Raw genomic sequence first — 14,035 nt, forward strand, 5'->3', positions numbered from 1 at the left:
TGGCACTGTCGTCACTCCGCACTTCACTCAAAAAAGGAGTCTTTCATGACCACATCTTTTGTTCGTACCCTGCCCGTCGCGCTTGCACTGGCGCTGGCCTCCATCGGTGTGTCGGCCATCGCGCAGACCACCGCGGCCGAGCCCACGACCACCGAGAAGGTGAAGGAAGCCGGCAAGGACGCCGTCGATGCGACCGCACGCGGCACCGAAAAGGCCTGGGACGCCACCAAGAGCACGACCAAGAAGGCCGTGAACGCGACCGAAAGCGGCGCCGAGAAGGCCTGGGATGCCACCAAGAGCGGCACCAAGAAGGCAGCCAACGCCACCGAGCGCGGCACCAAGAAGGCCTGGAACGCCACCAAGAACACCACGAAGAAGGCCACCACCGCCACCAAGAAGGCAGCCGTGAAGACCGGCGACGCGGTGGAAACGGCAGGCCACAAGACGGCCGACGGCATGCGCAGCGCCGGCAAGGCGATCGGCGAGAAGGTGCCGGGCACGGCCGAGAACGAAGCGGCCAAGAAGCCGTAACCTCCATGCACCGGGCTTCGGCCCGTGCTTGACGAAAGAACCCGCTTCGGCGGGTTTTTTCATGGGCGTTCAGGCACGCCGCGCGGCAATGCCAAGATACCGCCCATGAAACCGACCGCCGTCCCGTCCCCGACCGTCGCCGCCAGCGCCGCCGCGGTGCTGACCGGCCTTGCGCCCATCGTCTCGCCCCACACACGTGTGCTCATCCTCGGTAGCTTTCCTGGCGTCAAGTCGCTCGAGCGGCAGCAGTACTATGCGCATCCCCAAAATCAGTTCTGGAAGATCTTGCAAGCCCTCTGGCCCGACCCCCTGCTTCCGACGGGCGCAGACAGCTACCGCGCGCGCTGCGACTGGCTGCTCGATCGCGGCCTCGGCGTGTGGGACGTGTACGGCGCCTGCGAGCGCGAGGGCAGCCTCGACACCGCGATCCGCTCGGCGGTCGTGAACGACATCGCCGGCCTGCAACTGCCGAAGCTCGCCGCCATCGCCCACAACGGCGGCGAGAGCTTCAAGCACGCACGCCACACGCGCACCCTCGGGGTGCCGGTGTATTCGCTGCCCTCCACCAGCCCCGCCAACGCGTCGTGGTCCTTCGAGCGCAAGCTCGCGGCCTGGCGCGAGGTCTTCGTTGCCCACCACCTTCTCTGATGGCTTCTTCCGCTTCTTCCAAGAAAACCCTCGTCCTGCCCGAAGTCAATTTTTCCGACTGGGGCGACATCCGCTACCTGCACCTGGGCACCGAATGGGTCCAGGGCTCGATGAAGCTCGACGCGCCTTTCGAGATCGAGCTCGAGTACGTGCAGCGCATGATGGCCTGGCTGCTGTTCGTCGACAGCAAGGGCGTGGGCAACCGCCACGCGATGCAGCTGGGCCTGGGCGCGGCCACGCTCACCAAGTTCAGCCGCAAGACGCTGCGCATGCGCACCACCGCGGTCGAGCTGAACCCGCAGGTGGTGTCGGCCTGCCGCGGCTGGTTCAAGCTGCCGGCCGACGACCTGAAGCTGCGCGTGGTGATCGCCGACGCCGCCGAGGAAATCCGCAAGCCCGAATGGCAGGGCACGGTCGATGCGCTGCAGGTCGACCTGTACGACCACGAGGCCGCCGCGCCGGTGCTCGACAGCGAAGCCTTCTATGCCGACTGCCGCGCGCTGCTCACCGAAGACGGCTGCATGACGGTCAACCTCTTCGGCCGCTCGTCGAGCTACGAGCGCAGCCTCGAGAAAATCGCCGCCGCCTTCGGCGCCGACGCGGTCTGGGCCTTCAAGCCGACGCGCGAAGGCAACACGGTGGTGCTGGCCCAGCGCACACCGTCGCGCCCGAAGCGCGAGGTGCTTGCCGAGCGCGCCCAAACCATCCAGACTCGCTGGGGCCTGCCCGCGCCGAAATGGCTGCGGGTGTTCAAGCCGATGACGCTTTCCCTCACCACCTGATTCCCGCTTCATGAGCGCTGTACCCGCCGCCGCTTCCGCTGCTGCCCGCCACGAAGGTCCGCTCGACCTGCGTCGCCTGATCGAATGGCTCGCCACCGACGGCGTGATCTCGCCGATGGAGGCCAAGCGCACCATCGCGCGCTGCGCCCAGGCCGAGAGCCGCCAGGCGCCGCTGGTGCGCCTGGCCAACGTGGCCATGACGCGCGAGGCCGACGGCAAGCCGCTCGACCTCGAGGCGCTCACGCAATGGCTCGCCGGCCGCGCCGGCCTGGCCTACCTGCGCATCGATCCGCTCAAGGTCGATGTGGGCAAGGTGGCCGATACCATGAGCGCCGGGTATGCCGAGCGCCACAAGGTGCTGCCCGTGCAGGTGCTGCCGAACGAGGTGGTGGTGGCCACGGCCGAACCGTTTCTCATCGACTGGATCGCCGAGGTCGAGCGCCAGTCCAAGCGCACCGTGCGCCGCGTGGTGGCCAACCCGTCGGACATCCAGCGCTACACGGCCGAATTCTTTGCGCTCGCCAAGTCGGTGCGCGCCGCGCAGAAGGCCGGCGGCAACACCGGCGGCGCGAGCTTCGAGCAGCTGGTCGAGCTGGGCAAGAGCACCAAGCAGCTCGACGCCAACGACCAGAGCGTGGTGCAGGTGGTCGACTGGCTCTGGCAGTACGCCTTCGACCAGCGCGCCAGCGACATCCACCTGGAGCCGCGCCGCGAGCAGGGCGTGATCCGCTTTCGCATCGACGGCATCCTGCACCCCGCCTACCAGATGCCCATGGGCGTGATGAACGCGATGGTCGCGCGCATCAAGCTCCTGGGCCGCATGGACGTGGTCGAAAAGCGCCGTCCGCTCGACGGCCGCATCAAGACCCGCAACATGCGCGGCGACGAAATCGAAATGCGCCTGTCGACCTTGCCGACCGCCTTCGGCGAGAAGATGGTGATGCGCATCTTCGACCCCGACACCGCGGTGAAGGACCTCGACGCGCTGGGCTTCGCGCAGCACGACGCGCAGCGCTGGGAACAGCTGGTCACGCGGCCCAACGGCATCATCCTGGTGACAGGGCCCACGGGCTCGGGCAAGACCACCACGCTGTACTCCACGCTCAAGCGCGTGGCGACCGAAGAGGTCAACGTGAGCACGGTCGAAGACCCGATCGAAATGATCGAGCCTTCGTTCAACCAGACGCAGGTGCAGCCGCAGCTCGACTTCGGTTTCACCGAGGGCCTGCGCGCGCTGATGCGGCAGGACCCGGACATCATCATGGTCGGTGAAATCCGCGACCTCGCCACCGCCGAGATGGCGGTGCAGGCCGCGCTCACCGGCCACCTCGTGTTCAGCACGCTGCACACCAACGATGCGCCCAGCGCCATCACGCGGATGATGGAACTGGGCGTGCCCTCGTACCTCATCACCGCCGTGATGCTGGGCGTGCTCGCGCAGCGCCTCGTGCGCACGCTGTGCCCGCATTGCAAGCAGCCCGACGACGCAGTCACGCGCGAGAGCCTCGAGGCCATCGTCAAGCCGTGGCAGATCACCGGTCCGGTGCGCGCCTACAAGCCGGTGGGCTGCGTCGATTGCCGCATGACCGGCTACATGGGCCGCATGGGCCTGTACGAACTGCTGAGCGTGACCGAGCCGTTCAAGGACCAGGTCACCAAGGAGCCCAACCTCACGGGCCTGCGGCGCCAGGCCGTGATCGACGGCATGCGGCCGCTGCGCCTGGCCGGTGCGCTGCGCGTGGCCGAAGGCGTGACGACCATCGAGGAAGTGCTCAGCGCAACGCCTCCTCTCGAGTAGAAACAGGTGCCTCGGGTCTGACGAGGCATGAGTCATTTCGGGTTATCCCTACCCCTTCGGTTAGTGGAATCCACATCGGCCTGACCGGAGGCTGACTCGACAATCCCGCATCGAAATTGTTCGAGGAGACTGTTCGTGAAAATCAAAAGTCAGAAAGACTTTTTCTCGGGACTGATGTTCACCGTCGTGGGCGTGGCGTTCGCATGGGGCGCCACCACCTACAGCGTGGGCAGCGGCGCCCGCATGGGTCCGGGTTACTTCCCGCTCATGCTGGGCATCCTGATGGCGCTGATCGGCCTGGGCATCATGTTCAGCGGGCTCACCGTTGAAACGACCGATGGCGAAAAAATCGGCAAGTGGGCCTGGAAGCAAGTGGTGTTCATCCTGGGCGCCAACCTCGCCTTCGGCGTGCTGCTCGGCGGCCTGCCGAGCATCGGCGTGCCGGCCATGGGCATGATCATCGCGATCTACGCGCTCGTGATCATCGCCAGCCTCGCCGGCCACGAGTTCAAGCTGCCGACCGTGCTGATCCTGGCCACCATCCTGGCCGTTGGCAGCTATGTGGCCTTCATCTGGGCGCTCAAGCTGCAGATCCAGGTCTGGCCGACCTTCATCACCGGTTGAGACGAAGAAAGCTGCTCACACCATGGAACTGTTTGAACACCTCTCGCTGGGTTTTGGCGTTGCCTTCACCTTCACGAATCTGCTGTACTGCCTCGTCGGCTGTATTCTGGGCACGCTGATCGGCGTGCTGCCGGGCATCGGCCCGGTCGCGACCATCGCGATGCTGCTGCCCGCCACGTACGCGCTGCCGCCCGTGTCGGCGCTGATCATGCTGGCTGGTATCTACTACGGCGCGCAATACGGTGGCTCGACCACCGCGATTCTGGTGAACCTGCCGGGCGAATCGTCGTCGGTGGTGACCGTGATCGACGGCTACCAGATGGCACGCAAGGGCCGTGCAGGTCCGGCGCTCGCCGCGGCCGGCCTGGGCTCGTTCTTCGCAGGTTGCGTCGGCACGCTCATTCTTGCCGCCTTCGCACCGCCGCTGACCGAGCTGGCCTTCAAGTTCGGCCCAGCCGAATACTTCTCGCTGATGATCCTGGGCCTGATCGGTGCCGTGGTGCTGGCATCGGGTTCGCTGCTCAAGGCGATCGCGATGATCGTGCTGGGCCTGCTGCTGGGCCTGGTCGGTACCGACGTGAACTCGGGTGTCGCGCGCTTCAGCTTCGACGTGCCTGAACTCACCGACGGCATCGGCTTCGTGGCCATCGCCATGGGCGTGTTCGGTTACGGCGAAATCATCGCCAACCTGTCGCGTCCGGACGAAGAGCGCGAAGTGTTCACCGCCAAGGTCTCGGGCCTGTTCCCGACCAAGGAAGACTTCAAGCGCATGCTGCCCGCCGTGCTGCGCGGCACCGCGCTGGGTTCGTCGCTGGGCATCCTGCCCGGTGGCGGTGCGCTGCTGTCGGCTTTCGCGGCCTACACCATCGAGAAGAAGACCAAGCTGCATCCGGGCGAAGTGCCCTTCGGCAAGGGCAACATCCGCGGCGTGGCCGCGCCTGAAGCCGCCAACAACGCCGGCGCGCAGACCTCATTCATTCCGCTCCTGACGCTGGGCATTCCGCCCAACGCCGTGATGGCGCTGATGGTGGGCGCGATGACGATCCACAACATCCAGCCGGGTCCGCAGGTCATGACCAGCAACCCCGAGCTGTTCTGGGGCCTGATCGCCTCGATGTGGCTCGGCAATGCGATGCTGGTGATCCTGAACCTGCCGCTGATCGGCATGTGGATCAAGCTGCTGTCGGTGCCCTACAAGTTCCTGTTCCCGGCGATCGTGCTGTTCTGCGCCATCGGCGTGTACTCGACCAACAACAACACCTGGGATATCTGGATGGTGGGCGTGTTCGGCTTCATCGGCTACGCCTTCTTCAAGCTCGGCTGCGAACCCGCACCCTTGCTGCTGGGCTTTATCCTGGGCCCGATGATGGAAGAGAACCTGCGCCGTTCGCTGCTGCTGTCGCGCGGCGACTGGAGCGTGTTCGTCACGCGCCCGATCTCGGCCGGGCTGCTGATCGCCGCGGCGCTGCTGCTGATCATCGTGCTGCTGCCCGCGGTGAAATCGAAGCGCGAAGAGGCTTTCGTCGAAGACTGATCGACGGGCTTTCTCTGAACGCACAAACGGCGCCCTCGGGCGCCGTTTTTCGTTGGGGCTTCGCAGTGGCACGATTGATGCGCCGGATTCATATATCTATCCGATAAATCCATTTCCCTTTTCAATGCCCCGCGTGTCCAATCCTGCGGCCACGTCGGACAAGGCGCGCTCCCGACACACCACCTCGGACACAATGAATTCCATGAAACGAACCACCCGCGCCGCGCTTGCCGCGGCTGCGCTGGTGCTGGCCGCGGTGCCCGCACTGGCCCAGAACTACCCGAACCGGCCCATCCGCCTGATCGTGCCGTTCCCGGCGGCCGGCGCCACCGACCTCTTTGCCCGCACGCTGGGCCAGAAGATGGGCGAGAAGCTCGGCGCCACGCTGGTGGTCGACAACAAGCCCGGCGCCGGCGGTGCGATCGGTTCCGACCTCGCGGCCAAGGCGCCGCCCGACGGTTACACGCTGCTGCTCGCGACCACGAGCACGCACGCCATCGGTCCGGCCATCACGCCCAAGCTGCCCTACGACACGGTGCGCGACTTCACGCCCATCGCCCACGTCGGCGATGCGCCGAGCATCATGCTGGTGCCGGTCAACACGCCCGCCAAGACGGTGCGCGAATGGATCGACAACGCCAAGAAGAACCCCGGCAAGCTCAACTACGCATCGAGCGGCAACGGCACCATCGTGCAGCTCACGGCGGAGCTGTTCAAGGCGCAGGCCGGCGTGTTCGTCACGCACATTCCCTACCGCGGCACGGCGCTGGCGGTGCCCGACCTCATCAGCGGCAAGGTCGACGTGCTGTTCGACTCGCTGCCCACCGGCATGCCGCACGTGCGCGACGGCCGCCTGCGCGCACTGGGCGTCACCTCGCTCAAGCGCAGCCCGCTCGCGCCCGAGCTGCCGCCCATCGCCGACACGCTGCCGGGCTTCGAGTCGAACACCTGGTTCGGCTTCTACGGTCCGAAGGGGCTGCCGGCGGACATCGTGGCGCGCGTGAACAAGGCCGCCAACGAGGCGTTGGCCGATCCGGAACTGAAGGACAAGCTCGCCCGCCTGGGCATCGAGCCGGCGAACGCGGGCACGCCCGAGCAGTTCGCAAAGATGGTGGCGGTTGACGCCGCCAAGTGGAAAAAGATCGTCGTCGATCGCAAGATCACGAATGACTAACGAGAGCACGCCGACATGAACTTCGACTTCAACAATCCCTACCTCTCGACCCGCCTCCCGGTCTTCGCACGCAACGTGGTCGCGACCTCGCACCCGCTGGCCGCGCAGGCCGGCCTGCGCATCCTGCAGCAGGGCGGCAACGCGGTCGATGCGGCCATTGCCACGGCCGCCGTGATGACGCTGGTCGAGCCGGTGAGCAACGGCCTGGGCAGCGACGCCTTCTGCATCCTGTGGGACGGCAAGGAACTGCACGGCCTGAACGCCTCGGGCCCCGCGCCGAAGGCCTGGACGCCCGAGTACTTCAAGGCCAAGTACGGCGCCGACGCCGCCACGCCGCCGATGCGCGGCATCGACTCGGTCACGGTGCCGGGCGCGGTGCGCGGCTGGGTCGCGATGAGCGAGCGTTTCGGCAAGCTGCCGTTCGCCGACCTGATGGCGCCCGCCATCGACATCGCCGAGCGCGGCTACCTCGTGCCGCCGGTGGTGCAGGGCAAGTGGGCGGCGGCCACGCCGATCCTGCAGTCGCAGCCGGGCTTCGCCCAGGCCTTCCTGCCCCGGGGCCGCGCGCCCGAGATCGGCGAGCTGTTCCGCTTCACCGCGGCGGCACGCGCGCTCAAGGCCATCGCCCGCACCAAGGGCGAGGCCTACTACAACGGCGAGATCGCCGAGGCCATCGCCAAGTTCTCGCAGGAACAGGGCGGCGCGCTCACCGTGGCCGACATGGCGGCCTACCAGCCTGAGTGGGTCAAGCCCATCTCGCGCGACTACCGCGGCCACACGCTGCACGAGATCCCGCCGAACGGCCAGGGCATCGCGGCGCTGATCGCGCTGGGCATCCTCGAGAAGTTCGACATCGCTTCGCTGCCGGTCGACTCGGTGCAGTCGCAGCACCTGCAGATCGAGGCCATGAAGCTGGCCTTCGCCGACGTGTACCGCTACGTGTCGGAGCCATCGTCGATGACGGTGACCCCCGCGCAAATGCTCGATGACGCCTACCTGGCTTCGCGTGCGAGACTTATCGACGTGAACAAGGCGCAGGACTTCAAGGCCGGCAACCCCGTCAAGGGCGGCACCATCTACCTCACGGCCGCGGACGAGAGCGGCATGATGGTGAGCTTCATCCAGAGCAACTACATGGGCTTCGGCTCGGGCTGCGTGGAACCCGAATTCGGCATCAGCCTGCAGAACCGCGGCCACGGCTTCAGCCTCAAGGCCGAGAGCCCGAACGTGGTGGCACCGGGCAAGCGCCCGTTCCACACCATCATCCCGGCCTTCCTCACCAAGGACGGCCAGCCGGTGATGAGCTTCGGCGTGATGGGCGGCAACATGCAGCCGCAGGGCCACATGCAGACGCTGGTGCGCATGCTCGACTACGGCCAGAACCCGCAGGCCGCGTGCGACGCGCCGCGCTGGCGCTTCAACGCGGGGCTCGAGATCAACGTCGAGGCCGCGATGAATGCCAACACGTTGCAGGGCCTGCGCGACCTGGGCCACCACCTCGAGGTGATCAACGACTCCTACCAGGACTTCGGCGCCGGCCAGTTCATCTGGCGCGCGGGCGAGCCTTCGGTCGAAGGCTACGTGGCTGCGAGCGATCCGCGCCGCGACGGCCTCGCTGCAGGCTACTGAGGATCAAGGGATGATCGGGGGATGAACAAGACAGCCGCATCGGTCGGCATTCCCCCGCACGGACACGAGGCCGCCCGCAAGGGCTACGCCACCGGCCTCGTCCTTGCCACGCTGGGCGCCATCGCGTTCAGCGGCAAGGCCATCATCGTCAAGCTGGCGTACCGCTACGGCGTCGACGCCATCACGCTCATCATGCTGCGCATGCTCTTCGCGCTGCCGCTGTTCGCGCTGATGGCATGGTGGGCCGGGCGCGGCAAGCCCGCGCTCACGACGCGCGACTGGCTCGGCATCCTGGGGCTCGGCTTCTCGGGCTACTACCTCGCGAGCTTTCTCGACTTTGCGGGGCTGGCCTACATCTCGGCCAGCTTCGAGCGGCTGATTCTTTACCTCAACCCCACGCTGGTGCTGTTCTTCGGCTGGCTGCTGTACCGGCGCCGCCCGACGCGCCCGCAGGTGATCGGCATGGTCGTGAGCTACGCCGGCGTGCTGCTGGTGTTCGGCCACGAGCTGTGGACCGGCGGCGACGGCAAGGGCGGCGGCGCGGCGGCTTGGGGCGCGTTCCTCGTGTTCCTGAGCGCGGTGAGCTATGCGGGCTACCTCGTGTACAGCGGGGAGTTCGTCAAGCGGCTCGGGTCGCTGCGGCTCGTGGGGCTGGCGACCACCGTGGCCTGCGTGCTGTGCATCCTGCAGTTCGTGCTGACGCGGCCGATGAGCGCGGCGATGGCGGTGGCGCCCGAGGTGATCTGGCTGTCGGTGCTCAACGCCACGCTGTGCACCGCGGTGCCTGTCCTCATGGTGATGATGGCCATCGAGCGCATCGGCCCCGCCATTGCGGCACAAACCGGCATGATCGGGCCCCTGTCGACCATCCTCATGGGGGTGGTCATACTGGGTGAGCCGTTCACCGCGTGGATCGCGGCCGGCACGGTGCTCGTCATCGCGGGCATCTTCGTTTTCACACGCAAGGGGCGTTAGTCCCTGCAGCATCGATCGATCGATCGACTGGAGCAAACACATGGATCTGGGCATTGCAGGCAGGACCGCACTCGTGTGCGGCGCGAGCAAGGGGTTGGGCTACGGCTGCGCCGAGGCGCTGGTGCGCGAGGGCGTCAACGTGGTGATCGTGGCGCGCGGTGCCGAGGCGCTCGATGCTGCGGCCAAGCAGCTGGTGGCAGCGGCCGGACCGTCGGGTCCGTTCGTCAAGCACGTGGCGGCCGACATCACCACCGAAGCCGGCCGCGCGGCCGTGTTCGCGCTGGGCCACGACTTCGACATCGTCGTCACCAACGCCGGCGGCCCGCCGCCCGGCGACTTCCGCAACTGGGACCGCGAGGCGTGGATCAAGGCGGTCGACGCCAACATGCTCACGCCCATCGAGCTCATCAAGGCCACGGTCGACGGCATGGCGAAACGCGGCTTCGGTCGCATCGTCAACATCACGTCGAGCGCGGTGAAGTCGCCGATCGACATCCTGGGCCTGTCGAACGGCGCGCGCAGCGGCCTCACGGGCTTCGTGGCCGGCGTGGCGCGCACGTCGGTGGCGGCGCAGGGCGTGACCATCAACAACCTGCTGCCGGGCTCCTTCGAGACCGACCGCCTCAAGGGCACGATGGCCGGCGCGGCGCAGAAGTCGGGCCAGGACTTCGACACCGTGTGGGAAGCGCGCAAGAAGAACATTCCGGCCAAGCGCTTCGGCAACCCGGCGGAATTCGGCGCGATCTGCGCGTTCCTGTGCAGCATGCAGGCCGGCTACATGACCGGCCAGAACGTGCTGGCAGACGGCGGCGCCTACCCGGGCACTTACTGATCGACGCAGCGGCGCGCGCTCAGCGCCGCGACGACACCACGATCCCGCCCACGATCAGCACGAAGGCGGCGCCGTGGTACCAGTACGGCGCCTCGCCGAGGAAGGCCGCTGACAGCACGGCCGCGAACAGCGGCGTGAGGTTCATGAAGATGCTCGCCGCCTGCGGGCCCGCGCGTTGCACGCCGGTGCCCCAGCAGCGGTAGGCCAGCACGGCGGGGCCGATGCCGATGAACAGCATCGCCGCAATGAGCGGCCAGCCCAGGTCGATGTGGGCGTCGGTCAGTGTCCATTCGCCGGTGGCCAGCGCGCCCGACCACGCGACACCGAACACCAGCTGTGCCATCAGGAAGGCAGCCCAGTCGCTGCGCACATTGACGGGCTCGTGCGTGCGCGCCAGCAGCCAGCTGTAGAAGGCCCAGGCGATGGTGCCCGCGATCATGTAGAGGTCGCCCGGCACCAGCCGCAGCGCCAGCAGCTGCTGCCACTCGCCGCGGCTCAAGACCAGCAGCACGCCCAGCATCGACAGCAGCGCGCCGCCCAGCGCGCGCCGGCTGACGCGCGCGCCGAAGCACAGCGTGCCCACGGCCAGCATCCACAGGGGCAGGCTGGAGCCCACCAGCGTGACGTTGATCGGCGTGGAGGTCTGCAGCGCCAGGTACTGGAAGGCGTTGTACAGGCCGATGCCCAGCAGGCCCAGCAATGCGTAGCGCTTCCAGTGCGCCCACAGCGGGCTGTCGCGGCGCAGCACCCAGGCCGCCAGCGGCAGCAGCAGCACGAACGCGATCACCCAGCGCACGAAGTTCAGCGTCAGCGGCGACACCAGCGCGCGCACCAGCCGGCCGACCACCGCATTGCCGGCCCACAGCAGCGGCGGCACGGTGAGCAGAAGGGCGGTGAGGGGCGTGAGGCGGTGGTGATTCGATGCGGACGACATGGCCGCCGACTCTACCGGGCCGGCACGGAGACCGTGCCGCGTCGAGAAAAAGCCAAACGTGGCACGATGCCCGTCCCATTCTTTTTTCCCCTGCGTGGAGACAGCAACGATGTTGAGCAAAGCCGTCCGTATCGACCGCCACGGCGGTCCCGAGGAACTGAAGGTCGTCGAGGTCGAGGTGGGCGAGCCCGGCCCCGGCGAGATCCGCATCCGCCACAAGGCCGTGGGCCTGAACTTCATCGACACCTACCAGCGCACCGGCCTGTACCCGTTCCAGATGCCGCTGCAGCTGGGCATGGAAGCCTCGGGCATCGTCGAGGCAGTGGGCGAGGGCGTGACGCACCTGAAGGCGGGCGACCGCGCCGCCTACGCGAGCCAGCCGCCCGGCGCGTATTGCGAGCTGCGCGTGATGCCGGCCAAGTGCGTGTGCAAGCTGCCCGACGACATCTCCTTCGAGACCGGCGCGGCCATGATGCTCAAGGGCCTCACCGCGCAGTACCTGCTGAAGAAGACGCTGCCCGCCGAAGGCCTGCAGCCCGGCGACTTCGTGCTGTTCCATGCGGCGGCCGGCGGCGTCGGCCTCATCGCCTGCCAGTGGGCCAAGGCGCTCGGCCTGCAGCTCATCGGCACGGCCGGCAGCGACGCCAAGTGCCAGCTCGCGCTGGCCCACGGCGCGGCGCACGCCATCAACTACAGCACCGAGAACTTCGCGGCACGCGTGAAGGAGATCACCGGCGGCCAGGGCGTGAAGGTGGTGTACGACTCGGTAGGCAAGGACACCTTCGAAGGCTCCGTCGACAGCCTGCGCCCCTTCGGCCTGCTGGCGATCTTCGGCAACGGCTCGGGCCCGGTGCCGCCGGTCAACCTCGGCCTGCTGGCCTCGAAGGGCTCGCTCTACGTGACGCGCCCGACGCTGTTCACGCACATCGCCACGCGCGAGCGCACGCAGGCCATGGCCGACGACCTGTTCGCGGTGGTGCAAAGCGGCGCGGTGAAGATCCCGATCGACCAGCGCTACGCCCTGGCCGACGTGCAGCAGGCGCACCGCGACCTCGAGGCGCGCAAGACCACGGGCTGCACCATCCTCACGCTCTGAGGCCGGCGCAGCGGCCGGCGGGTGATGTCCTACGCGCGGTGGGGTGTCACACCTTCGACTTTTGGCGGGCGCAATTTGTAGCCTGCACTTGTCCCTTTGCAGAGCCCGCCATGACCACCGTCCGCGCCTTCATCGTCGAAGACAACCCCGCCCAGCGCGCCAGCCTGGCGGGCACGTTGCGCGAGATGGCGCGCATCGATCCGGTCGGCCAGGCCGAGTCGGAGGCGGAGGGCACGCGTTGGCTCACGCGCAACCCGGCGCTGTGGGACCTGGCCATCGTCGACCTGTTCCTGGGCGACGGTACGGGCTTCAGCGTGCTCGAGGCCTGCCGCAACCGCGACCCGAAGCAGAAGATGGTGGTGCTCAGCAACCACGCCACGCCCGAGACGCGCCGCAAGTGCGCGCAGCTCGGCGCCGACGCGGTATTCGACAAGGCCACCGAGGTGGAGGAGCTGATCGACTTCTGCGTGCGCCAGCGGCAGGAGCGCTTCTTCAGCGCGCCTTCGTCGGCGGGGCCGCGGGCGCCTCACTGAGCGCCGCCGTCTCGCGCACCATGCGCCAGACCCGCTGCGCCAGCGGCGACAGCTCGCGGTTGCGTCGCCGGATCAGCATGATCGCGCGCTGCACGTTCGGCACCAGCGGGCGCACCACCAGCCGCGCCAGCCCCTCGGGCGGCAGCGACAGCCCCGGCATCACGCTGATGCCGATGCCGGCTTCGACCATGCGGAACACGGTGGTCGCATGGCCCAGCTGCTGCTTCACATCGCAGCGCGCGCCGTGCCGCTCCAGCGCCTGGTCGATGAGGCGCCGGCTGCCCGAGGCGTGGTCGAGCAGCACCAGCGGCTGGCCGTCGAGCGCCGACCAGTTCACCGACGCCTTCTTTTCCGTCAGCCGGTGGCCGGGCAGCGTGACCACCATGAAGGGGTCGTTGAGGATCGACTCGCAGTGCAGGTCGTCGGCTTCCGAGGGCTCGATCACCACGCCGAAATCGACCTCGCCGCTGCGCACGCTGTCCAGCACGTCCTGCTGGATGCGGTCGAGCAGCAGGAACTGGATGCCCGGCGCCTGCACCGCGCAGGCCGCGATGCAGTCGGGCATGAGGTTGGCCGAGAGCGTGGGGCTGCTGGCCACGCGCACCTTGCCGCCGCGCGCGCTGGCCAGGCCGGCCACGTCCTGCAGGGTCTGGTCGAGTTCGTCGAGCACGCGGTCGAGCCGGGCCGCGAACGAGTGGCCGGCTTCGGTCAGCACCACCTCGCGCGTGGTGCGGTCCAGCAGCTTGAGGCCGAGCTGGGCCTCGAGCTCCGAGATCGACCGGCTCACCGCCGGCTGGCTCAGGCCCACCTGGTCGCCGGCGCGGCTGAAGTTGCGGCCCTCGGCCACCGAGCGAAAGACGCGGAGTTGGCGCAGCGTGACGTTCATGCGCTCAAATCATATATCCATCCGATAAATCCATTTCTCTTTTGAATGGGCGAAAGGTC

General features: G+C 67.7%; 14 protein-coding genes. 12 read left to right on the plus strand and 2 right to left on the minus strand.

Annotation, left to right across the window (positions count from 1 at the left end; genetic code table 11):
- The first annotated feature begins 45 nt into the window (after positions 1-45).
- The 10 genes from AC1RAD_RS05490 (at position 46) to AC1RAD_RS05535 (ending at position 10,527) form a co-directional block, all read left to right on the plus strand.
- A complete protein-coding gene (locus AC1RAD_RS05490; protein ID WP_062479399.1) occupies positions 46-531 on the plus strand; it encodes a hypothetical protein in 486 nt (161 codons plus the stop codon).
- Positions 532-636: 105 nt separating this feature from the next.
- A complete protein-coding gene (locus AC1RAD_RS05495) occupies positions 637-1,179 on the plus strand; it encodes a DNA-deoxyinosine glycosylase (RefSeq protein WP_369644524.1) in 543 nt (180 codons plus the stop codon).
- The gene (locus AC1RAD_RS05500) at positions 1,179-1,961 is read left to right on the plus strand and encodes a class I SAM-dependent methyltransferase (RefSeq protein WP_095949400.1); all 783 of its coding nucleotides are present in this window, start codon (positions 1,179-1,181) and stop codon (positions 1,959-1,961) included. Before AC1RAD_RS05495 ends, AC1RAD_RS05500 begins: the two co-directional genes overlap by 1 nt.
- 10 nt (positions 1,962-1,971) lie before the next feature.
- A complete protein-coding gene (gene tfpB / locus AC1RAD_RS05505; RefSeq protein ID WP_307584154.1) occupies positions 1,972-3,759 on the plus strand; it encodes a type IV pilus assembly ATPase TfpB in 1,788 nt (595 codons plus the stop codon).
- Between the two features lie 135 nt (positions 3,760-3,894).
- Positions 3,895-4,383: a tripartite tricarboxylate transporter TctB family protein gene (locus AC1RAD_RS05510; protein WP_095949399.1), complete on the plus strand. Its 489-nt coding sequence runs from the start codon at positions 3,895-3,897 to the stop codon at positions 4,381-4,383.
- A gap of 22 nt (positions 4,384-4,405) precedes the next feature.
- On the plus strand, positions 4,406-5,917 hold the full coding sequence (locus tag AC1RAD_RS05515) for a tripartite tricarboxylate transporter permease (RefSeq protein WP_095743889.1): 1,512 nt from the start codon (positions 4,406-4,408) through the stop codon (positions 5,915-5,917).
- 202 nt (positions 5,918-6,119) lie between these two features.
- A complete protein-coding gene (locus tag AC1RAD_RS05520) occupies positions 6,120-7,091 on the plus strand; it encodes a tripartite tricarboxylate transporter substrate binding protein (RefSeq protein ID WP_369644521.1) in 972 nt (323 codons plus the stop codon).
- Between the two features lie 15 nt (positions 7,092-7,106).
- Complete coding sequence (locus AC1RAD_RS05525; RefSeq protein WP_369644520.1) at positions 7,107-8,720, plus strand: gamma-glutamyltransferase family protein; 1,614 nt, start codon at positions 7,107-7,109, stop codon at positions 8,718-8,720.
- A gap of 21 nt (positions 8,721-8,741) precedes the next feature.
- Entirely contained in the window at positions 8,742-9,695 is a 954-nt protein-coding gene (locus tag AC1RAD_RS05530; protein ID WP_492734132.1) for a DMT family transporter, read from the plus strand.
- A 40-nt stretch (positions 9,696-9,735) separates the two neighbouring features.
- Entirely contained in the window at positions 9,736-10,527 is a 792-nt protein-coding gene (locus AC1RAD_RS05535) for an SDR family oxidoreductase (RefSeq protein WP_492734133.1), read from the plus strand.
- 19 nt (positions 10,528-10,546) lie between these two features.
- Here AC1RAD_RS05535 and AC1RAD_RS05540 read toward each other — a convergent pair whose 3' ends face one another.
- Positions 10,547-11,461, minus strand: a complete 915-nt coding sequence (locus AC1RAD_RS05540) for a DMT family transporter (protein ID WP_492734134.1) — start codon at positions 11,459-11,461, stop codon at positions 10,547-10,549.
- A 109-nt stretch (positions 11,462-11,570) separates the two neighbouring features.
- Between AC1RAD_RS05540 and AC1RAD_RS05545 the strand changes: the two genes are divergently transcribed.
- Both AC1RAD_RS05545 and AC1RAD_RS05550 read left to right on the plus strand, forming a co-directional pair.
- Entirely contained in the window at positions 11,571-12,557 is a 987-nt protein-coding gene (locus AC1RAD_RS05545; RefSeq protein WP_492734135.1) for a quinone oxidoreductase family protein, read from the plus strand.
- A gap of 110 nt (positions 12,558-12,667) precedes the next feature.
- Complete coding sequence (locus AC1RAD_RS05550) at positions 12,668-13,090, plus strand: response regulator (RefSeq protein WP_062479432.1); 423 nt, start codon at positions 12,668-12,670, stop codon at positions 13,088-13,090.
- Here AC1RAD_RS05550 and AC1RAD_RS05555 read toward each other — a convergent pair.
- Positions 13,050-13,976, minus strand: coding sequence for a LysR family transcriptional regulator (locus tag AC1RAD_RS05555; protein ID WP_062479435.1), 927 nt, complete (start codon positions 13,974-13,976; stop codon positions 13,050-13,052). The genes AC1RAD_RS05550 and AC1RAD_RS05555 overlap by 41 nt on opposite strands.
- Positions 13,977-14,035: the final 59 nt, after the last annotated feature.

This window comes from Variovorax sp. GW823-FHT04B03 (assembly GCF_058796495.1).